The 22570-nt window shown below is 36.5% G+C and carries 20 protein-coding genes and 1 other RNA gene; 11 read left to right on the forward strand and 10 right to left on the reverse strand.

Features of this window, described 5'->3' with window-relative positions; genetic code table 11:
• Window positions 1-18 precede the first annotated feature (18 nt).
• Window positions 19-210, reverse strand: coding sequence for a cold-shock protein (locus tag D778_RS11795; RefSeq protein ID WP_007650984.1), 192 nt, complete (start codon window positions 208-210; stop codon window positions 19-21).
• Between the two features lie 186 nt (window positions 211-396).
• Between D778_RS11795 and D778_RS11800 the strand changes: the two genes are divergently transcribed.
• A complete protein-coding gene (locus tag D778_RS11800; RefSeq protein WP_007650986.1) occupies window positions 397-630 on the forward strand; it encodes a putative signal transducing protein in 234 nt (77 codons plus the stop codon).
• A gap of 114 nt (window positions 631-744) precedes the next feature.
• Here the strand turns inward: D778_RS11800 and D778_RS11805 are convergent, their stop codons facing one another.
• Complete coding sequence (locus D778_RS11805) at window positions 745-2370, reverse strand: ABC-F family ATP-binding cassette domain-containing protein (protein WP_007650987.1); 1626 nt, start codon at window positions 2368-2370, stop codon at window positions 745-747.
• A 248-nt stretch (window positions 2371-2618) separates the two neighbouring features.
• On the opposite strand from D778_RS11805, the gene D778_RS11810 reads away from it, so the two are divergent.
• Window positions 2619-4043 carry a TlpA family protein disulfide reductase gene (locus tag D778_RS11810; protein WP_155949952.1) on the forward strand — a complete coding sequence of 475 codons (1425 nt, stop codon included), beginning with the start codon at window positions 2619-2621 and terminating at the stop codon, window positions 4041-4043.
• Between the two features lie 65 nt (window positions 4044-4108).
• On the opposite strand, the gene fsa is transcribed toward D778_RS11810, so the two are convergent.
• The 3 genes from fsa to ffs all read right to left on the reverse strand — a co-directional run bounded on the left by fsa (window position 4109) and on the right by ffs (window position 5904).
• Entirely contained in the window at window positions 4109-4762 is a 654-nt protein-coding gene (fsa, locus tag D778_RS11815; protein WP_007651006.1) for a fructose-6-phosphate aldolase, read from the reverse strand.
• Window positions 4763-4834: 72 nt separating this feature from the next.
• A complete protein-coding gene (locus D778_RS11820; RefSeq protein WP_007651013.1) occupies window positions 4835-5638 on the reverse strand; it encodes an SDR family oxidoreductase in 804 nt (267 codons plus the stop codon).
• Between the two features lie 167 nt (window positions 5639-5805).
• Window positions 5806-5904: signal recognition particle sRNA small type (gene ffs, locus D778_RS14325), an RNA gene on the reverse strand.
• A gap of 89 nt (window positions 5905-5993) precedes the next feature.
• Between ffs and D778_RS11825 the strand changes: the two genes are divergently transcribed.
• The 3 genes from D778_RS11825 (at window position 5994) to D778_RS11835 (ending at window position 9053) form a co-directional block, all read left to right on the forward strand.
• On the forward strand, window positions 5994-7028 hold the full coding sequence (locus D778_RS11825; RefSeq protein WP_007651014.1) for a glutaminyl-peptide cyclotransferase: 1035 nt from the start codon (window positions 5994-5996) through the stop codon (window positions 7026-7028).
• Window positions 7029-7030: 2 nt separating this feature from the next.
• Window positions 7031-7420, forward strand: a complete 390-nt coding sequence (locus D778_RS11830) for an acyl-CoA thioesterase (protein WP_007651016.1) — start codon at window positions 7031-7033, stop codon at window positions 7418-7420.
• Between the two features lie 85 nt (window positions 7421-7505).
• On the forward strand, window positions 7506-9053 hold the full coding sequence (locus tag D778_RS11835) for a hypothetical protein (RefSeq protein WP_007651018.1): 1548 nt from the start codon (window positions 7506-7508) through the stop codon (window positions 9051-9053).
• Between the two features lie 147 nt (window positions 9054-9200).
• Here D778_RS11835 and glyA read toward each other — a convergent pair whose 3' ends face one another.
• Window positions 9201-10472, reverse strand: a complete 1272-nt coding sequence (glyA, locus tag D778_RS11840) for a serine hydroxymethyltransferase (protein ID WP_007651020.1) — start codon at window positions 10470-10472, stop codon at window positions 9201-9203.
• Between the two features lie 359 nt (window positions 10473-10831).
• Here glyA and fahA point away from each other — a divergent pair, with 359 nt between their 5' ends.
• Window positions 10832-12121, forward strand: coding sequence for a fumarylacetoacetase (fahA, locus tag D778_RS11845; protein ID WP_040492357.1), 1290 nt, complete (start codon window positions 10832-10834; stop codon window positions 12119-12121).
• A 55-nt stretch (window positions 12122-12176) separates the two neighbouring features.
• Window positions 12177-13397, forward strand: coding sequence for a TlpA disulfide reductase family protein (locus tag D778_RS11850; protein WP_007651023.1), 1221 nt, complete (start codon window positions 12177-12179; stop codon window positions 13395-13397).
• A 183-nt stretch (window positions 13398-13580) separates the two neighbouring features.
• Here the strand turns inward: D778_RS11850 and D778_RS11855 are convergent, their stop codons facing one another.
• The 3 genes from D778_RS11855 to D778_RS11865 all read right to left on the reverse strand — a co-directional run bounded on the left by D778_RS11855 (window position 13581) and on the right by D778_RS11865 (window position 15150).
• Window positions 13581-13940: a CPBP family glutamic-type intramembrane protease gene (locus D778_RS11855; RefSeq protein ID WP_040492358.1), complete on the reverse strand. Its 360-nt coding sequence runs from the start codon at window positions 13938-13940 to the stop codon at window positions 13581-13583.
• Window positions 13937-14401, reverse strand: a complete 465-nt coding sequence (locus D778_RS14545) for a hypothetical protein (protein WP_040492360.1) — start codon at window positions 14399-14401, stop codon at window positions 13937-13939. Before D778_RS14545 ends, D778_RS11855 begins: the two co-directional genes overlap by 4 nt.
• 152 nt (window positions 14402-14553) lie before the next feature.
• On the reverse strand, window positions 14554-15150 hold the full coding sequence (locus tag D778_RS11865; protein ID WP_007651028.1) for a TetR/AcrR family transcriptional regulator: 597 nt from the start codon (window positions 15148-15150) through the stop codon (window positions 14554-14556).
• Window positions 15151-15222: 72 nt separating this feature from the next.
• Between D778_RS11865 and D778_RS11870 the strand changes: the two genes are divergently transcribed.
• On the forward strand, window positions 15223-15657 hold the full coding sequence (locus D778_RS11870; RefSeq protein WP_040492362.1) for a cupin domain-containing protein: 435 nt from the start codon (window positions 15223-15225) through the stop codon (window positions 15655-15657).
• Between the two features lie 881 nt (window positions 15658-16538).
• Here the strand turns inward: D778_RS11870 and recG are convergent.
• Window positions 16539-18689 (reverse strand): ATP-dependent DNA helicase RecG, encoded by a 2151-nt coding sequence (gene recG / locus D778_RS11875; RefSeq protein ID WP_007651031.1) that lies wholly within the window; start codon window positions 18687-18689, stop codon window positions 16539-16541.
• Window positions 18690-18770: 81 nt separating this feature from the next.
• Here recG and D778_RS11880 point away from each other — a divergent pair, with 81 nt between their 5' ends.
• From D778_RS11880 to D778_RS11890, 3 genes are read left to right on the forward strand one after another with little or no spacing between them, the layout of a single operon-like run.
• The gene (locus D778_RS11880) at window positions 18771-20771 is read left to right on the forward strand and encodes a M1 family metallopeptidase (protein ID WP_007651032.1); all 2001 of its coding nucleotides are present in this window, start codon (window positions 18771-18773) and stop codon (window positions 20769-20771) included.
• Window positions 20772-21677: a patatin-like phospholipase family protein gene (locus D778_RS11885; protein ID WP_007651033.1), complete on the forward strand. Its 906-nt coding sequence runs from the start codon at window positions 20772-20774 to the stop codon at window positions 21675-21677. It begins immediately after the preceding gene.
• Window positions 21674-22570 carry a patatin-like phospholipase family protein gene (locus tag D778_RS11890; RefSeq protein WP_007651034.1) on the forward strand — a complete coding sequence of 299 codons (897 nt, stop codon included), beginning with the start codon at window positions 21674-21676 and terminating at the stop codon, window positions 22568-22570. The genes D778_RS11885 and D778_RS11890 overlap by 4 nt, the downstream gene beginning before the upstream one ends.

Genomic DNA, 22570 nt, shown 5'->3' on the forward strand with positions numbered 1-22570 from the left:
CAATAAGTTAAATATATATTATAATACTTTAACGTTTACTGCGTTCATTCCTTTTCTTCCTTCTTGTAAATCGAATTCTACTACATCACCTTCACGAATCTCATCGATTAAACCAGAAATGTGAACAAAATGTTCTTTGTTTGTGTCTTCTTCAACTATAAAACCAAATCCTTTGGAATCGTTGAAAAATTTTACTGTTCCTTTACTCATTGTAATAATTTATAATATTTAATAATAAACAAATATAATCATATAATTTAACAAACTTATATTTTGCTCATTTTTTTAAATTTAGCCTGAGTTGGATATGGTAATTCCCAAGATATATTTTAAAAATATTAACTATTATTTAAACACTAATGTTGTATCTTTAAGAAACTCTTAATTTTTAATGCTATGGATTCTAGTTATGTGAAAATTTATACAGGCAGTTTTATTATTGCACAACTTATCGTGGATAAACTGGATGCAGTAGGCATTAGTCCAATTGTAAAAGACGAAACAGAATCTGGCAGATTGGCTGGATTTGGGTCTTCTGTACCAGGATATCAGGAAATATTTGTAAGTGAAGACGAGTTGGATGCTGCTGTTCCCATTGTTGAAAGTGTTACAGCTGAACTCCAATCTTGATATTGGGTATCTGTCACAGTTTGTAAGGCTCCTTATTTTATTTTGATTCCAAAACTTGGAAGTTGGTCTTAAAAGATTCTTGAAAACTGTGACAGCTTTTGTTCTGTCATGTTTTTATACCGTTACAGCATACATTTTGTTTCGCAGTTCCTTGATTTTAGGATCCTGCATATACTCATCAAAAGTGGTGTATCTATCTATCACGCCATTAGGTGTTAATTCCACAACTCTATTGGCAACGGTTTGAGCAAATTCATGATCGTGGGTAGAAAACAACACAGTGCCTTTAAAGTTTTTAAGGGAGTTGTTAAACGCAGTGATACTCTCTAAATCCAAGTGGTTTGTTGGTTCGTCCAACATTAAAACATTGGCTCTAACCATCATCATTCTACTTAGCATGCATCTTACTTTTTCACCACCAGAAAGCACATTCGATTTTTTTAGGGCTTCATCTCCACTAAAAATCATTTTCCCTAAAAAGCCTCTTATATAAACCTCTTCTCGCTCTTCTTCGGTTTTTGCCCATTGGCGCAACCAATCCACTAGAGATAAATCGTTTTGAAAAAATTCGCTGTTATCCAATGGCAGATAAGATTGTGTAGTGGTAATTCCCCAGTCATAGGTACCAGAATCTGGCTTGGCTTTTCCGTTTAATATTTCATAAAAAGCAGTAGTGGCTTTTGAGTCCCTTGAAAACACCACCACTTTATCCCCTTTAACCAAGTTCAGGTCCAATTTACTGAACAGGACATCCCCTTCCAAGGAAGCAGAAAGGTTTTCTACATTCAAAATTTGATCTCCTGCTTCTCTTTCCCTTTCAAAAATGATGGCAGGATATCTTCGGCTTGAACGTTTAATGTCTGCAATGTTCAGCTTTTCAATCATTTTCTTTCTACTGGTTGCTTGTTTGGACTTGGCAACATTGGCAGAGAAACGTCTGATAAATTCTTCCAGTTCCTTTTTCTTTTCTTCGGCTTTTTTGTTTTGTTGCGCATGTTGTCTGGCAGCCAATTGCGAAGACTCGTACCAAAAGGTATAGTTTCCGGAATAATGGTTTATTTTCCCAAAATCTATATCGGAAATATGCGTACAAACAGCATCCAGAAAGTGTCTGTCGTGAGACACCACAATCACACAATTATCATAATTTGCCAAAAAGTTTTCCAGCCAAGAAATGGTTTCGTAATCCAAATCGTTGGTAGGCTCATCCATGATCAAAACATCCGGATTTCCAAATAAGGCTTGTGCAAGAAGCACACGTACTTTTTGTTTGCCATCCAAATCTTTCATTAGGGTGTAATGCAAATCTTCCGAAATACCTAAGTTAGATAACATGGCAGCAGCATCACTGTCTGCATTCCAGCCGTTCATTTCTTCAAACTGCACTTGCAATTCCCCAATTTTTTCTGCATTTTCGTCTGTATAATCGGCATATAATGCATCTATTTCGGTTTTTAGTTTAAACAAGGGTTTATTGCCCATAATAATAGTTTCCAAAACCGTATGCTCATCGTATAGGTTATGGTCTTGTTCCAAAACAGACATGCGTTTTCCAGGTTCTAAATGCACATGACCAGACGTTGGGTCCTGTTTTCCAGCTAGAATCTTTAAAAAGGTAGATTTCCCTGCGCCATTGGCACCTATAATTCCATAGCAATTACCTTGATGAAACGTAGTGTTCACTTCATCAAAAAGAACACGTTTTCCAAACTGTACAGATAAATTAGAAACTGTTAACATATAAAATGATTTATTTTTTTACTCAGATGATTATTACTTTCCAAATAGCTCTTTGCGAACTTGCAAATTATAGAATTTTACTCCTTGACATAAAATCTCCTGTAATTTTTGCAAAAGTAGAAAAAACCTACTACAACAAGAAACAAAAGCAATCTTATTAATATTTAACAACGAATTAACAACACTTATAGATAGCAACTTATATTTTTGTTGATTATAGTTATGCTAAAGACCTTATTAATAGCCTTATGAAGTATTTTTGCGTGGTAATGTTATGTGTTTTATCCCTGGTTTCTTGTGAAAAGGACCCAAAACAAGACAAAGGGGATACGGCTTACATTGGTGGAGAAGTTATTAATCCTTCAAATAACTATGTGGTCTTGCTTAAGGCGAATTCTGTAATAGACACCATGACCCTGGATGCCAATAATAGATTCTTATATAAATTGGAAACCCTTTCTTCGGGCTTGTATACCTTTTCTCATGGAGGCGAAATTCAAATGGTGTTATTGGAACCTAATGATAGTATTATGTTTAGGCTAAACACTAAGGATTTTGATGAGTCTTTGGTTTTTACGGGAAAAGGTGCCAAAAAAAACAATTATTTGGTGGATTTGTTTTTAAATGGTGAAGCAGAAGACAAAATAATCTTGAGCTTTAGTCAACTTCCTGTTGAAGAGTTTGAAAATAAATTGGATTCCCTTAGGGAAATTAAATTAAACGACCTTCGTGAGTTTATAACCAAACAAAGTACTTCCGAACTTTTTAACCATTTGGCAGAATCCAACATTAATTACGATTATTACTTAAGTAAAGAAGTGTATCCTTTTGTAAATTATGCCAACAGCGAACGGAAAAACTTTGAATCTTTATCGGATAATTTCTACGATTACAGAAACCATATAAACTATAACGATTCTGTGTTGGTTGGTTATTTTCCATACGCTTCTTTTTTAAAGCACCACTTTGAAAATTTGGCCCTTACGGAACACTTTAAACATTCAAACGATAGTGTTTTTAGTAAACAATCGTTGGACTACAATTTAATTAGACTGGATTTGATTGATAGTTTAATGACTAACGACAATGTAAAAAACTCTCTTTTAATAAGTGCTGCCATAGAGTTTGTAAGCAATAACAAGGATGTGGATAATTATGATGCCATTTTAAATTCATTCCTAGCAAAGAGTACTAATGCCAGACATAAGGATTACGTAAGTAAGATTGTAAGTTCCTTAAAAGATTTAAAACCAGGCAATCCATTGCCAGATGTTAAGGTGTTTGATATATTTAACAACGAATTGAATTTAAGGTTTGTTTTAGGAAATAAGCCTTGCGTTATCTTTTTCTGGTCCCAGACCAATATGATGCATGCCCAAGAATGCCATAAAAAAGTGAACGAATTAAAGTTAAAGTATCCGGAAATCACTTTTATTGGTATTAATGCCAATAACGATAATAAGGATGTATGGATAAAAACCTTAAAAAAATACAACTTTGAAACACCTAAGGAATATTTGTTCAAAAATCCTTCGGAAGCCAAACAGGCCCTTGCCATTTATCCCATAAACAAGGTGATTATTGTTGGTAAAAAAGGCTTGATAGAAAACGCTCATGCCAATATGTTTTCCATTAATTTTGAAGAAGAACTTTTAGGTGTATTAAACCAATAAAAAAAAGCCTCAACAACAGTTAAGGCTTTAATAGGTATGTTTTGTTTGGTGTCTTCCAATAAGTATTAATTTCCTTTTTTGTAATCTTCCAGGAATTTAGCCAAGCCACTATCGGTTAAAGGATGTTTCAATAAACCTTCAATGGCGCTTAAAGGGCCTGTCATAACATCTGCACCTAGTTTGGCACAATCTATAATGTGCATGGTATGACGAACAGATGCAGCCAATATTTCTGTTGCAAAACCATAATTGTCGTAAATATGACGAATTTCAGCTATCAAGTTTAAGCCATCTGTTGAAATATCGTCCAACCTGCCTATAAATGGAGACACATAGGTCGCTCCTGCTTTGGCAGCCAATAAAGCTTGTCCTGGAGAAAAAACCAAGGTAACATTGGTTTTAATGCCTTTGTCGCTAAAGTATTTACAGGCTTTTACACCATCTTTAATCATAGGTAATTTAATAACAATCTGCTCGTGCAATTCGGCCAAAGCCTCACCTTCGCGAACCATGCCTTCAAAATCTGTTGATATAACTTCAGCACTTACATCGCCATCAACAATATTGCAAATGTCTACGTAATGTTTTAAAATATTATCATGACCCGTAATGCCTTCTTTTGCCATTAAAGATGGGTTTGTAGTAACACCATCAAGAACACCTAAATCTTGGGCATCTCTAATCTGGTCTAAATTTGCAGTATCAATAAAGAATTTCATATAAATCAATTTTTTAATTCCTTTGGTAAGGAAAATGGGTTTGTTTTGGTTGTGGATTATCAAATTGCAAAATTACAATTTATAATGGTTTAACAGTAGTTTCTCATAAACTTTGTCTGGAAGGATTCTTTTTAACACAACGGAAAACTTTTGCATGAATTCACCAACCTTGTAATGGATTTTAGGGTTTGGGGTGTTTATAATCTTATAAATGGCTTTTGCCATCAGTAATGGGTCCTTTCCTGCATCTACATGGCTATCCATCAATTTTAAGGTGTTTCCGTAAGGTTTGTGGTAAGGAGAACTTTCCAAAACAGGAGCATGATAACGTCCAGATGCAATATTGGTTGCAAAATCCCCAGGAGCCACGTTGGTCATGTGAATGTTAAAGTCTTTCAATTCCATCCTAAAAGCCTCTGTTACCAATTCCAAAGCACCTTTGCTGGCACTATAAATGCCACGATAAGGTAAGCCCATATATCCAGCAATGGATGTAATATTGATAATCAATCCCGAACCTTGTGCTCTCATGCTTGGCAACACTGCTTTAATCACATTGATAGGTCCAAACAGGTTGGTTTCAAAATTGTTTTTTATTTCTGTCTCAGGTATTTCTTCTATTGGACCGGTAATCCCAACACCTGCGTTGTTTATTAAAACATCTATACGTGCTTCTTTTAATAAAACTTCGCCTACTGCCTGAGTAATGGTTTGATTGTCCGTAACATCTAGAGCCACTATTGGAAATTTACTTGCAGGATATTTTTCAGGAAACCTGCTAGTGCCATAAACTATAAACCCTTTACTGATTAAAAATTCTCCAACCGATTTACCTATTCCAGAAGAACCCCCAGTTATCAAAACAACTTTAGACATATTCTTAATTTAGAATTTCAAAAATACAATAATAAAAATAATGATGGGTACTTTTAAAGTTGAGATACAATCTATTTGCATCAGATTTTTCAATATCAAAGGAAGGTGTTTAAACTAAAAAAATCTTGAATCGCCAAGGCTTTCAAGACTAAAATGTAGTGTACAAAAAAAGGCAAGCTACCTACATCACACCGCTACGACCGTCTACCTTTGCTGTGTTCCCACCCTGGAGGATTCAACAGGAGCTGGTTGTGTAGGACTTGCCTCGTGCAAAGATACAATCTTTTAAATTTATCACAATGATTTTTTAAACTGAATTTTAATAAATAACTTGCTAAAAAATTATATTACAAAAATGAATATCTTTAAACCTCTTACTATCATATTTTTAGCTGTTTTCTTGGTGTCTTGTGGCAGTAATTCTGCCCAGAAAAAAATGGACATTTCCATTAAAACCAATACCGATGGACAAGCAATTTCCATAGATAAAACTTTAGAACTGGACATTTCCAACCCTAAAAACCATGAGATTTCCTCAGTAAAATATACCATAGATGGGAAACCTGTATCTCAACAGGTCGATTTAAAATCCTTTAGGTTGGGAGAGCATTTGGTGGAAGCAACCCTGGATTTGGCTGGAGATACCGAAACCATTAACCAAAGCATTACCATATTAAACAATAAAACCCCAAAAGTATATTCCTATAAAATCATTAATGAGTACCCTCACGATATCACCTCTTATACACAAGGTTTGGAATTTTACAATGGTGAACTCTATGAAAGTACAGGGCAATACAGGGAATCCAAACTTAGAAAAGTGGATTATAAAACAGGTGAGGTTTTAAAGAATATAGATTTGGCAGACGAATATTTTGGTGAAGGGCTCACCATCCTAAACAACAAAATCTATCAGCTTACCTGGAAAAGAGGCACTGGTTTTGTGTATGATGTTGAAACCTTTGAAAGAACCGGAAGCTTTAAATACGGCAACAGTAGAGAAGGTTGGGGGATTTGTAACGATGGGAGAAAACTTTACAAAAGTGATGGAACCGAAAAAATATGGACCTTGGACCCAGAAACCTTAGCAGAAGAAAACTTTGTTCAAGCCTATCATAACAAGGGGAAAGTGGTGGAACTAAACGAATTGGAGTGGGTAGATGGTAAAATTTACGCCAACCGATATAATAAAAATGGAGTTGCCATTATAAATCCTGAAAATGGCGCTGTGGAAGGTGTGATAGATTTTACACCTTTAAGGAAAAAAGTCACACAACACCCAAAACTGGATGTGCTTAATGGCATTGCCTACAATCCGGAAACCAAAACCTTTTTTATTACAGGTAAACGTTGGGACAAACTTTTTGAAGTTGAAATTATAGAAAATTAGTTTTGCAAACTTACGAAAGCCTATTAAAGGTAACACAAGACGATCTAGACGAATTGAACCATGTAAACAATGTGCGATATGTGCAATGGGTTCAAGAGATTGCCAAAAACCACTGGACAGCAGCTACAACCCATAAAATCAGGGAAACCTACTTTTGGATCATGTTATCCCATCTTATAGAATATAAACATCCAGCCCTTTTAAACGATGTTATAAAACTTAAAACATATGTTACCAAAGCTGAAGGAGTCACTTCCGTAAGGGTTGTGGAAATAACAAACAACAACACCAACAAACTACTTGCCAAGTCTGAAACGACATGGTGTTTTATGAATTCAAATACCATGAAACCCAATAGGATTCCAGAAGGGATTTCAAAAATATTTCAGTAAAAAACAACTTTCATACTATATCATCAATTCAAAAGTTATATTTTTACCAAGTACATGATTCACAATTATTAAATGATCATTAAAAATGAAGCAAGTCTTTTATCTTATTATTTGTTTAAGCTTAATAATTACTACTAATTCTTGTAGAAAAGATCTGGATTTTGGACCAAGTTCCGGAAATCTGGAATTTTCAAAAGACACAGTTTATTTAGATACTGTTTTTACAAACATTGGTTCAAGTACCTATAACCTGAAAGTGTATAACAGAAGCAATAACGATATTAGCATCCCTTCCATTCGTTTGGCTTTGGGCGAAGCTTCAGAATACCGATTGAATGTGGATGGCATGCCTGGAAAAGCATTCGAAAATGTAGAGATTCTTGCTAAAGACAGCATGTATGTGTTTATTGAAACAACTATCGATATTAACAATTTACCTAATACCAATGGCGAATTCTTATATACAGATAAAATAGAGTTCGATTCGGGTGCCAATTTCCAATCTGTTGAACTGGTTACCTTGGTTAAAGATGCTGTGTTTATTTATCCAGATAAAGACAATACCACTGGAGTTGTTGAAACCTTGACCTTAAATATTGGTGGAGAGGTCGTTGAAACCGAGATTCAAGGACGTTACCTGGAACCTGCCGAACTTACTTTTACAAATCAAAAACCTTACGTTGTTTATGGGTATGCTGCTGTGCCCAACAACCAAACATTGACTGTTGAAGCAGGAGCTCGTGTGCATTTTCATGCCAATTCAGGACTCTTGGTTGCTGAAGGTGCTAGTTTGCATGTTAATGGCGATTTAAGTTCCGACCAGGAACTCTTGGAAAACGAAGTGATTTTTGAAGGCGACAGATTGGAGCCTGCATTTTCCGATGTTCCGGGACAATGGGGAACCATATGGTTGTTTGATGGCAGTATCAATAACATCATCAATCATGCAACCATTAAAAATGCGGCAGTGGGTATCTTATCTGAAGGAAATCCAGATGCCATAAATAACAAATTGACCCTGACCAATACGCAAATTTACAACTCCAGCAATTTTGGCATTTTGGGTAGAAACACCTCCATCCTTGGTGAAAATCTTGTAATTAACAATGCTGGTCAAAGCAGTTTTGCTGCCACTTACGGTGGGAAATACAACTTAACACATTGCACGATTGCCAATTACTGGAACAATAGTTTTAGACAATTTCCAGCGTTATTGATAAACAATTTTTTTGATACCGAAGATACAAGATATATCACAGATTTAACCGAAGCCAATTTTAATAACTGTATCATTTATGGAAACGATAACCCAGAATTTATTTTGGATGAAATAGAAGATCCTGCTGTGGTCTTTAATTTTAAATTTACCAATTGTTTGTTGAGGTTTGAAGATACCAACGGAAACTTTACCGGTGAAAATTATAACTTAAACGGACCTCATTACGAAAGCAATATTTTCAATCAGAGCCCAGACTTTAAAGAAGCTAATGAAAACGAGTTGATTATTGGCAATGACTCTGCTGCAAATGGTATTGGAGATCCAGTTTTTGCAGGACAGGTACCTAACGATATTTTGGGTAAACCCAGAACAGCTTCGCCAGATGCAGGAGCTTATCAGCATGAAGATTTTTAAACCTGTTGTCATTGCGAGCCACGAAGCAATCTGTTGAATAGGGATTGCAATTTAAAAGATTCCTGACTTTCGTTCAAAAAGATTAATTCGTTCATAAAAAAATCCCGTTTTAAAACGGGATTTTCATTTTATATAGAAGTTTTCAGCTTAAGCAAACAAAGGCAAATCGCTCATCAAGGCATTTACTTTTCTAGCTATAGTTTCCAGTTTGTCTTCGTCTTGGTAATTCATTAAGGCTTCATCAACCAAAGCCACAATCCCTTCCATGTCATTCTCTTTCAAACCTCGGGTTGTAATGGCAGGTGTTCCAATTCTAATACCAGAGGTTACAAATGGCGATTTATCATCAAAGGGAACCATGTTTTTATTAACCGTAATATCTGCTTTTACCAAAGCCTGCTCTGCGTCTTTTCCAGTAAGGTTCTTGTTTCTTAAATCTATAAGCATCATGTGATTGTCTGTTCCTCCGGAAATAATATGGTAACCTCTTTCTACAAAGGCTTTGGCCATGGCTTGAGCATTTTTCTTAACCTGTAGCATGTAGTGCATGAACTCATCTGTTAAAGCTTCACCAAAAGCAATGGCTTTGGCAGCAATAATATGCTCCAATGGACCACCTTGGTTTCCAGGGAATACTGCAGAATCCAATAGTGAAGACATTTTTTTCAAGTTGCCGTTTTTGAGTTTTAACCCAAACGGATTGTCAAAATCCTGTCCCATCATGATCATGCCACCTCTTGGACCACGTAAGGTTTTATGGGTTGTTGTGGTCACAATATGGCAATGAGGAAGAGGATCGTTTAAAATACCTTTGGCAATCAAGCCAGCAGGATGGGAAATGTCTGCCAATAAAATAGCACCAACACCATCTGCTATGTCCCTAAAACGTTTAAAATCCATATCCCTGGAATATGCAGAAGCTCCAGCTATAATTAATTTAGGTTTTTCTTTTTCGGCCATCTCTGCCACATGCTCATAATCTATAAGTCCGGTTTCTTTTTTTACACCATAAAAAACAGGGTTATAGAGTTTTCCGGAAAAATTCACAGGAGATCCATGGGTTAAATGGCCACCATGCGATAAATCGAAACCTAGTATTTTATCTCCTGGATTTAGGCATGCAGCAAAAACAGCTGTGTTTGCTTGACTTCCAGAATGAGGCTGTACGTTCACATAGGCAGCGTTAAACAAGGTCTTGGCTCTGTCTATGGCCAATTGCTCCACTTCATCCACCACTTCGCAACCTCCATAATAACGTTTGCCAGGATAGCCTTCGGCATATTTATTGGTTAAAACAGAACCAGCAGCTTCCATCACTTGGTTGCTTACAAAATTTTCTGAAGCAATCAATTCGATACCTTCTAATTGTCTGTGTTTTTCGGCTTCTATCAATTCGAATATTTGTTCGTCGCGTTGCATATAGATATATTTTTAATTTATATTTTGTTTTAAAGTTAAAGATGATGACTCTAAGAGGATGTTTTAAAACTATTGTGGTCTTTTAAGCCGTAGGGTCAATAAGTTCTTAAGGTGTATGGGCACCTTAACAAACATCAAACCACTAATGTACTTTCAAGGGTAAATCTCCTTATAGTTAAAATCATGTCAAAAATAACAAATAGATTAGTTTAATTCATCAAAAAACATATATTTACTTCGCTTTTCGCATTTTTTTTAATGCATAAAGTGAAACCACATTTTCCCTTTATTATTAGTTTAAAAATAAAAAGTTATGTAGGTTTGAATAGAATTTATTAATATAAAACACAGAAACAGTTATGCCAATGTCAGCTAACAATCCAGATAGAAGATCGTGGTTACACGTCGATAAAAACTCCGATTTCCCCATTCAAAACATTCCTTTTGGGGTGTTCCTAACACGTGATGATATTATTACCATTGGAACGCGAATAGGAGATACAGCCATAGATTTAGGGGCTTTGCACCAGTTGGGTTATTTTGATGGAATTCCGTTGACCGACGATATTTTTCTTCAAGATACGCTAAACGACTTTATTGCGGATGGAAGAAAAACCTGGAGAGCTGTTAGAAACAGGATAGCTCATATTTTTGATGCAGAAAATGATGAACTTAAAAACAACCTAAAACATAAGGAAATTGTGTTGTTCCGTTTAGACGAGATTGAAATGCAATTACCTGTTCAAATTGGCGATTATACCGATTTTTATTCAAGCATCGAGCATGCTACCAATGTAGGGACCATGTTTCGTGACCCAGAAAACGCTTTAATGCCAAACTGGTTGCACATTCCTGTGGGATACCATGGAAGAAGCAGCTCCATCATCCCTTCGGGAATCCCTATTCACAGACCTCAAGGGCAAACGCTTCCTGCAGGAAGTGATACCCCTGTTTTCGGACCATCGAAATTGGTTGATTTTGAACTGGAAATGGCTTTTATTACTACAGATGCCAACGATTTAGGGGAACCCATTCCTATAGATGAAGCTGAAGAGTACATTTTCGGACTGGTACTTTTCAACGATTGGTCTGCTAGGGATATTCAGAAATGGGAATATGTGCCTTTAGGGCCTTTCTTGGCAAAAAACTTTGCCTCATCCATTTCGCCATGGATTGTTACTTTGGATGCTCTGGAGCCTTATCGCGTAGAAAGCCCAAAACCATTAAAACCACAACTGCCTTATTTACAGTATAAAGGCAAAAAAAGCTACGATATTAAGCTGGAAGTGGCCATCAAGCCTAAAACAGCCAAAGAAACCGTTGTTAGTAAATCCAATTTTAAATACATGTATTGGAATATGGTACAACAATTGGCACATCATACCATTAATGGCTGCCCAGTAAATTCTGGAGACATGATGGGCTCTGGAACCATTTCCGGACCAACACCAGACTCTTATGGCTCTATGTTGGAATTGACCTGGAGAGGAGAGAAGCCCATTACCTTGAAAGATGGGACTGAACGAAAGTTTATAAACGATTACGATACGGTTATTATGAGAGGATATTGCGAAAAAGATGGCACCAGAATTGGTTTTGGTGAAGTCTCTACCCAATTGCTTCCTGTATTTAATCCGAAGAAAAAATAAGTACGATGAAGCGACCAAGAGGTCGCTTTTTTCGTTTTAACAAACCTATTCCTTTATGCGAGTCATTAGTTTATTGAGTCTTTTAATTCTTTTAGTTTCTTGTAAAGAAGAAAAGCAACAAGGTCCCAAAAATTTAAAAGTAGGGACCTATCAAGCACTTTTAAAAGTAAATGACAGTCTGGACATGCCTTTTATCTTTGAAGTGCTATCCAGCAACAAACTTCAAATTTTTAATGCTGAAGAACAGATTGAAGTCGATGAAATCTCCTATAGAAACGATTCTGTGTTTATAAAACCTCCTGTATTTGATAGTTATATAGCTGCGAAACTAACGGAAACTGGCTTGGAAGGTAACTATATTAAAGACGATTTAAACAGAAGCGTTCCTTTTACAGCTATCTATGGCAAAACCAAGCGTTTTGAAACGTCAAATAAAGCAGAAACAAATGTATCTGGTATTTGGGAAACAACTTTTAGCCCTAATTCTGATGAAGATAGATACATTGCCAAAGGTATTTTTAAACAAGACCATCAAAAAGTTACTGGAACATTTAGAACCACGACTGGGGATTACAGATACTTGGAAGGGGTTCTGGACGGAAATCAATTAAAATTATCAACCTTTGATGGCTCTCATGCTTTTTTGTTTACTGCCACGGTAACCGATAGTACCATGCAAGGCATGTTTTATTCTGGAAACCATTTTAAAGAGCCTTTTGTTGCAAAACGCAATGAGTCTTTCGAATTGCCTGATGCAAACAATTTAACCTTTTTAAAGGAAGGTTTTGATAAGCTATCTTTTTCTTTTCCAGACGAAAACGGAAACATGGTTTCTTTAGAAGATGAGCGTTTTAAAAACAAAGTAGTTTTAGTGCAAATCATGGGAACCTGGTGCCCAAACTGTTTAGACGAAAGCAAGTACTTAGCAAACTATTATAAAAACAATAAAAACCAAGACTTTGAAATTATTGGTTTAGCCTTCGAATACACAAAAACTGAAGACAAAGCTTTTGAAAACATTAAAAGACTTAAAAGTAGAATTGATATCGAGTATCCTATATTATTAGCCCAATATGGTAGTTCTAGTAAAGTGTCTGCTCAAGAAAAACTACCTATGTTAAACCATGTATTGAGTTATCCAACTACCATTTTCATTGATAAAACGGGAATCGTACGTAAAATTCACACAGGTTTTAATGGACCAGCTACAGGAGATAAATACACCGAGTTTACAAATGAGTTTGAAAGTTTTGTTAGTGGGTTGTTGGAGGAGTAGGTTTAACCTTTCATTTAATGTGTTTGTATAAGAGCCGTTTAATGGTCTGGCACGAAACTTTGCAAACCTAAGAGCAGGCAGGTAAATACCGAATAGACACGAGCGCAGCGAACTGGCGCAAGCAAAATCCGCGTCCCGAAAGCTTTCGGGATTCGTAAGCAGGCTCGTGCCAAGCAATTAGTTTTATACGGTATTGGCACTTGTTTTTAATTTATTCTTTACTACTAAAAATCCAGTAAATATTAACATTCCAATACTGGATAATAAATGTACTTTTTTGAAATCCATATTCAATTCAGGGTAAAAAAGCAATACGATTCCTGCATTAATTGACAAGTGAAATAAAATTGCAATAAGGACACTTCCCTGTGTATTAATTACTAACCAAGTAATTATTATGGATAGGCAGATGAGCATAATAAAATATGCAATTACAGGAATTATAGATATTGGTTCTCCACTTACCAAGGTTCCGAATGGTGCCCACCATAGTGGAATATGCCAAACAAACCATATAAACCCAATAATGATTGCACTTTTCAAGTTTGAATATTTTTTTTGAAATTCGGGCAATAAAAACCTCTCCACCCTAGTTCTTCTCCCAATGGTCCAGCATACAATCCCGTTAATAATATTGTTGGTATCGATAGATATGCCATTTTATCAAAACCTCCAATTTCCCCTATAAATTGGCTGTAAAGTGTCATACCAATAATGACAAATATTATAGGTAAAAAAATTATGTATAAATAATATTTAAAAGGGACTTTCCATATAAAAAGTTTTTTGATTAATTCAAATAACCCTTTGAGTCCATCAAAGAATAGAGTTGTAATTATTCCGGAAATTGTTGGTCCATATACCCCAACAAAAAAGAAAACTAAAAATTTACCGATTGATTCTTGATTAATTCCTTCTGAAAGGTAGTTTAATCCAATAATCCAAAGTATCCAAGACCATAAAAAGGTCAGTTTTAAAAACACAAATAATTTTTTTCTATTCATTTTATAAATAAGTGCCACAACGGTTTTGTAAATGGCACGTTGCCATATCTTTTGTTCATATTTTTCAGTCGAGACTGAATTTTATTTGTTGTGCAAATTTTAAAGTTAACCAAATTTTGGCAATGTGCCATATACGTTGTTGGCAACTGGCCTTATTTCTTGTCAGATTCAAAGTAGCCCTTCAGAATTAATTGCACTCCCCATTTCATAATTTCCATAGATTGAATATTATTTAAACCAGATACATCTTTAGTTACTATTAGTGGTTCTATTCCCATTAAAAGAGTTAATAAATTGACTAATTTTTCTTTTTCTTTATTATTGATAGAAGTGTTTTCAAAGGCAAGTTGTAATGTTCTTTTTCGTCTAGCACCTCTTTTTATTTCGGATGGATTTGACGCTAATACTGTACATAGATATTTTCGAAATGCACCTTCGTGCTCTATCGCAAGTGTGTTGTAGTACTTTTGAATCCCAAGAATTATTTCTTCAATATTTTTTTCTTTAAGGTTTTCAATAATGTGTTCTGGACTTTTAGTGCTTATATCTATCCCAGCTTCATTAGCTAGAATTTCAACTTTTGAATAATAGCGATAGATAGTAGCTCTTGATAATCCAGATTTTTTTGCAATATCTTCAAGAGTGAACTCTAATCCTTTATTTATAAAATATTGTGCGCTAGTTAAAATTTTATTTCTTGTTTCTAATTTTTGATTTATTCTCCCTGATTTAATGTATTCATTTTTCATAAGACAAATATCTCATAAAATTTGGAAATTTCAAAATTATACAATAGCTTTGTGAGACAAAAATCTCATGACATGATAAATGATAAGACAAAGTGGGTTTTAGGTCATAAAGTAACACCCTATGATACTTTAGGTGATTACGACTTGATGATGGCAGAAACTCCACCACAGGTACAAGGCCCACCCCCGCATTTTCATAATAATTTCAAGGAGTCGTTTTTGATAATAGAAGGCGAAATGGAATTTTTTATAAATGGAGAGGTGAAAAATGTTAGGGCAGGAGAATCGGTTGATATTCCACCAAAAACTTTACATACCTTTGGGAATAAAAGCAATTCAACTTGTAAGTGGGTAAATATTCATAGTCCTAAAGGTTTTAGAGGCTTTTTTGATAAAACGGGAATACCTGCTCAAAATGAAAATGCACAACAGGAATCTATTGCTCCAAAAATTATTAAAAAAGTATTTGAATTAGCAGCAGATTTTGATATGATTATCAAAGTTTAAAAAAGAATCTGTTGTCTCGTCCTGAAATATGGCTAAAGGTTAAAAATGATTTTTAAACTGTTTTTAAACCCACATGCCAGACGGGCAGTTATACCATATTCGGTGTTTTATAACCTAAAGATACAAGTAATCTTATTTCATTGCATAAATTAATGGCTTGTTTTTTAACTCAGTTCTTCTTAAATAATGGCCTCTTTTTTTTTGGACTTTAAAAAAAAAGGAGTATCTTAATCTATCAAAGTCCTCTCCATTAGGTCAATACAGGTTATGTCTGTTTTCAACTAGGTCAATACAGGTTATGCCTGTTTTCAACCGCTCTAAACCTTTATAAATAAAGACCTGCTTGGGGGTTCAGCCGTAGCTCCTTCGGGTCTACTTCGGATTTACTTCGGGTCTTCTTCGGGTGTATAAGCTTACTTTGGGTGCTGTTTTTTTACTATAAATAAAATTTATGGTAAACCTTCCTGTCTTAAAACACGCCAATTTTGTTCTTTAAAACGCAGCAAATCCCAAGCAAAAAGGACCTAATAAGTATAAAAACATGCCCTTGGACATGTTCTATAAAAAACCATAATCTTATGGCAGGAAGTCATTCATATGAAAAACTAAACAATACACTATACGCACCAACCTTTTACAGAATAAACGGAAAAGATTCGGTGTAATAACAAAGCCTAATCGGCAAAAAGCCTATCATGAGCAATCCTGCCTACAAGTGTACGTTAGAAAACAGGATGAGATTTGCAGGTGCCTCTATCCGGAAATACCTTTAGGGTCAGCTTTGCAAACGTGGTCAAACTTATGGGCATGTTTTCTTAAAATCCAGTACACCAGCAAGTGTTTTTAAAAGTGGTTTATAAGCGTTGTGGAAGACAACTTGCCTAGCTTATATAATTCCAAATATTTTTGTACTTGCCAAGCTGCTGATAGGTGTTCAAAATTGCTTTATTTTCCGGGTGTTTTAAGGTTGGATCGTTTTGGAGCACGTTTTTGGCATAATATCTGGCAGACTGCAATATGTCCTTGTCCTTTATTAAATCGGCAATCTTGAGGTTTAAAACGCCACTCTGTTGGGTTCCCATAAGGTCTCCAGGACCACGTAGCTTTAAATCCACTTCTGCTATCTCAAAACCATCATTGGTACTGCACATGGTGTCCAATCGTATTTTGCTGTCGTTGCTCAGTTTATGGCTGGTCATTAAAATACAATAGCTTTGTTCGGCACCACGACCAACACGCCCACGTAGCTGGTGCAATTGCGACAAGCCAAAACGTTCAGCACTTTCAATAATCATAACAGAGGCGTTTGGCACATTTACACCCACTTCAATAACGGTTGTGGCCACCATGATGTTGGTTTCACCTTTTATAAAGCGTTGCATCTCATAATCCTTGTCGGCTGGTTTCATTTTACCATGCACAATGGAAATTTGGTACTTCGGGGGAGGAAAGTCCCTAACAATGCTTTCATATCCATCCATTAGGTCTTTGTAATCCATTTTTTCACTTTCCTGGATAAGTGGATACACTATATATATTTGTCGGCCCTTTTCAATTTCATCCCTTATAAACCGAAACACTTTCAGTCGGTTTTTATCATATCTGTGTACTGTTTTAATGGCCTGTCTCCCTGGAGGCAATTCGTCTATCACAGAAATGTCCAAATCACCATAAACAGACATGGCCAAAGTGCGTGGAATGGGTGTGGCGGTCATCACTAAAATATGTGGTGGGATAACTCCTAAATCTGTTTTGTTTTGAGAGGATGTTGCTGGACCTTTATGCCATAATTTACTTCTTTGTTCTACTCCAAAACGGTGTTGCTCGTCTATAATGGCAAGGCCTAAATGTTTAAATTTAACCTTGTCCTCCAGTAGGGCATGAGTCCCAATTAGGATGTCCAACTCACCATTTTCAAGGGATTTATGAATTCCTTTTCTTTCTGAAGTATTACTTGAGCCCGTAAGTAGTTTTATGCTGATATTCAAATTATTGGATAGTTCAAGTAAACCGTTATAGTGTTGGACTGACAAAATTTCAGTTGGAGCCATTAAACAAGCTTGAAATCCGTTGTCAAGTGCCATGAGCATTGACATGAAGGCCACTATGGTCTTTCCGGAACCTACATCACCTTGCAACAATCGGTTCATTTGGGCATTGCTGCCTAAATCTTGCCTGATTTCTTTTAAAACACGTTTTTGGGCTTGGGTCAATTCAAAGGGTAAATGCTCATTGTAAAAGGTGTTGAAATATGTTCCAACTTGGGTAAAAGGCAAGCCCTTGATTTTGGATTTGTGGATTAAATTTTTCAGAATCAATTGCAACTGAATATAGAATAATTCTTCAAATTTCAATCGGAATTGAGCCCTAGCCAAAAGCGCTTGATTTTTTGGAAAATGGATGTTGAAAACTGCCTCCGATTTAGCCAATAATTTTAGTTCGGAAATAAGCTTATCAGACAAGGTTTCTTGAAACCTGCCTTGGGTCTCCAAAAACAATTGCTGCATGATTTTTATTATCACCCGATTGCTGATCCCTTTGTTGGTCAGTTTTTCGGTAGACGGATAAATGGGTTGCATGGCAGAACGTATGTGTTTTTGGTGCTCTTCCAGAAGTTCCATATCGGGATGAGGCATGCTAAAAACCCCTTGAAACCAATTGACCTTGCCAAAAACCACATAGGGTTTGTGAAGCTTTAGGCTTTCGCGTATCCATTTATGGCCACGAAACCACACCAGCTCCATAATGCCAGTATCGTCTTTAAAGGTGGCAACCAAGCGTTTGCCTCTCCCTGCACTTCGGGACTGTGCCACTTCCTTGATGCTGATTATCTCACCAATTACCTGTACTTCTGCTGTGTTGCGCTGGAGTTGATGAATCTTGTAGTATTGTGTCCTGTCTAAATACCTGTTTGGGAATAAATTAATCAAATCCTGATAGGTGTGGATGCCCAGTTCCTTCTTGAGCAAATCTGCTCGGTTTGGACCAACACCTTTTAAATAATCTATGGGAGTTTGTAAATTTATAGACATAACACGAATATAAACCTTAATCTTGAAACTTAAAACTTCAAAATTTATGTATTTTAGTCATGAAGTTGATAAATCTTACTTATGAAACACCTGCTTTGTGCTTTTTTGATTTTTTTTACAAGCCTTTCTTTTTCTCAACAGCTTGAAGTTGTAGATTTTACTCGTGTGGATGCCAAATTAAGTTTCGATATTGAGGCGTCCAAAGTGTTGGGTGTTGTGGATTATTATTTTAACATTTTAAAACCTACGGATTCCGTTTTTCTGAATGCTGTGCATATGGATTTTAAAGAGGTGCTGCTGGATGATAGGAGTATTTCGTATAAAAACAACAAAACACAACTGGTTGTGCATTCTAAATTTCAGACGGGAGAAAGTCATCGCCTAAGGGTTGCTTATGAAACAGTACCAAAACAAGCCCTTTATTTTGTGGGTTGGGGGAATGAAGCTCCCGATCAAATTTGGACGCAAGGACAAGGAAAATATACCAGCAACTGGCTGCCTAGCTTAGATGACACCAACGATAAAATGGAATTTGATTTAACGGTAACCTTTAACAGTGCTTATAAGGTAGTGGCAAATGGCAGCTTGCTAGCAAAAGAAACTATAGCGGGAAATACCATCTGGAAATACGATATGGCAAAGCCCATGTCCAGCTATTTGGTGGCTTTGGCAATAGGTGAATACAATAAACTGGAAGAGGTTTCCAGTAGTGGCATTCCTTTGGAAATGTACTTTTATCCCGCAGATTCTTTAAGGGCCGAGCCAACTTATAGGTATAGCAAACAGATGTTCGATTTTCTTGAAACTGAAATTGGGATCCCTTATCCTTGGCAAAATTACAAGCAGGTGCCAGTGCACGATTTTCTGTATGCAGGCATGGAAAACACCAGTACCACCATTTTTTCTGATGCCTTTGTAGTGGATTCCACAGCTTTTGTGGATAGGAATTATGTTAATGTAAACGCACATGAACTGGCTCACCAGTGGTTTGGCGATTATGTAACGGCTAAAAGTGGCGAACACCATTGGTTGCAGGAAGGTTTTGCAACCTACTATGCCTTGCTCGCAGAAAGGGAAGTGTTTGGAAAGAATTATTACTATTGGAGGCTGTATGAGTATGCCCAAGAGCTTATGGATCAAAACAGGTCTGGAACAAGTACGTCTTTGTTGAACCCAAAATCCAGCAGTACCACGTTTTACAAACGAGGCGCCTGGGCATTGCATGCTTTAAGGGAACAAGTGGGAGCAATAGCTTTTAAACAGGCTGTGGTCAATTATTTAAAGACTCATGCATTTTCGAATGTGGAAACCACAGATTTTATTTCAGAAGTGGAAGCTACCAGTGGCCAAGACTTAAGTCAGTTTGTGGATCTCTGGTTGAAGCAGGTGGAATTCCCTATGGATGAAGCTCTGGAAAGCTTGATGCAATCTGCTTTTATTCAAGAATACGAAATGGTGGATTGTGAGCTGGCAACCTCCAAGTGCAGCTATTACCTAACAGCGCCTATTTCAGACGAAGCCAAACGTAAAGTTATTTCGCAAATCCCAAACCAGGTCACTCCAGAAGTGTTTGAAGGCTCGTTAAAAACCAGGCAAGCCATTGCCCAATATGTAGATAAAATCCCCTTGTCCTTAAAAGCATCCTACGAAACCTTGTTAAAGGATGGGTCTTATGCTACCATAGAGGCAGCTTTGTTCCATTTATGGATTAATTTTCCAGAGGACAGGGAAAATTATCTAAACGCCACCAGCGAACTTATTGGGTTTAACGACAAGAATATCAGGCAGCTTTGGTTGGCTCTCGCGCTTTCAACACCTTTGTATGAATTGGATAAAAAAGAAGCTTTCTTAAATGAACTGGTAGGCTATTCCAGTCCCAAATACGGTTTTGAAGTGAGGTTGACAGCCTTTAATTATTTAAATTCCCTGGGGATTTATAACGAACAGGTACTGACTAATTTAGTGGAAGCATCCAAACATTATAATTGGCAGTTTAAAAAGTTTGCCAAAGACATGTTGGAAGAATTGTCAAAACAACCCGATTTTAAGGCAACTATATTAAGATTACAAAATTCCAATTAAATGAGAGCATTGGTAATTTCTGGAGGAGGCAGTAAAGGTGCATTTGCAGGAGGTGTGGCACAATATCTTCTTGAGAACAAAAAACACGATTACGATTTATTTTTGGGCACGTCCACGGGAAGTTTGTTGGTGTCCCACTTGGCATTGAACAAGGTCGAAAAAATAAAAGAGGTGTACACAAACGTGAACCAGCAGGCCATCTTTAATGTCTGTCCTTTTGCCATAAAACGAAAAAGAGGTCTGGAAACCATTAAAATCAATCATTTCAATGTGTTAAAAAACCTCATGAAAGGCAGTAAAACCTTCGGGGAAAGTTACAATCTTAAAAAGCTTATTGAAAACACCTTGTCCGAAGCCGAATTTGATCAATTGAAAGCTTCAAAAAAAGACATCGTTATAACGGTTTCAAACCTGTCACTCAACCAAGTGGAATACAAGTCCATTAAGGATTTTACTTACGAAGCGTTTTGTGAATGGGTTTGGATTTCCTGTAATTACACGCCCTTTATGTCTTTGGTGAAAAAAAACGGATGTGAGTATGCCGATGGAGGTCTGGGCTCCATGGTGCCTATTGAAGAAGCCATTAAACGTGGTGCCACACATATAGATGCCATTATTTTGCAAACTGAAATCACGCAATTTAACCGAATGCCTTCCTTGAATGCCTTTTCGTTGCTTACCAATATGTTTGCCTTTATGTTGGATAGGATAGAAGGCCAAAACATTAGAATTGGCAAGTTTGTGGCAGCCAATCAAAATGCCATCATTAATTTTTATTATACGCCTACTGTGCTTACCACTAATTCCTTGGTCTTTAACAAAGAAAAAATGACTCTCTGGTGGCAAAGTGGGTTTAATTTTGCAAAATATAAAAACGAAGAATTAAGTCCATTGGAAACCGAATGAGAGCATTGGTAATATCAGGAGGAGGTAGTAAAGGTGCTTATGCTGGAGGTGTGGCACAATACCTCATGGAACATCAAAAAAAAGCCTACGATATGTTTTTGGGAACTTCAACAGGTAGCTTGTTGATACCTCATTTAGCGGTAAACAATATCCCTAAACTGTACGACATCTTTACCAATGTGCAGCAGCACGATATTTTTAGTATCAGTCCTTTTGTACAGCGTAAAAAAGGCGATAGGGAGTATGTGTCCATAGATTTCATCAACTCCTTATGGCAATTTATCCGAATGAGGCGAACCTTTGGGGAAAGCAATGCCTTAAGAAGGAACATCAAACGTAACTTCACCAAAAGCGAATATGAAAAAATTAAAGCCGAAAAGGCCGATGTGGTGGTAACTGTTTCCAATCTGTCCATGAACACGGTAGAATACAAATCCATAAACGATTGTACTTATGAGGAGTTTTGCCATTGGATCTGGATATCCTGTAATTACATTCCTTTTATGTCCATTGCCAAGGTTAATGGTTTTGAATATGCCGATGGAGGCCTGGGATGTGTGGTGCCCATTCGTGAAGCTATAAAACGTGGTGCAACAGAGGTGGATGCCATTATCCTGGAAGCTGAAAACATTGAAAACCAAAAAGTGCTTGGTAAAAACCCTTTTTCACTGATGATCAATCTGTTTGGGCATCTGTTAAATCAGGTGGAACGCAACGATATCGTAATAGGTAAGCTGGCAGCCATAAACAAAGGGGTTAAACTAAACCTGTATTACACACCTTCCAGTTTAACGGAAAACTCATTGATTTTCAGTAAAAAATTAATGACTGCCTGGTGGCAACAAGGTTTTGATTATGCCAAGAAAAAACACTTGGGAGAGATAAAGCCTTAA

The organism is Xanthomarina gelatinilytica (assembly GCF_000348685.1).
In the GTDB taxonomy this organism is placed as follows: Bacteria; Bacteroidota; Bacteroidia; order Flavobacteriales; family Flavobacteriaceae; genus Xanthomarina; species Xanthomarina gelatinilytica.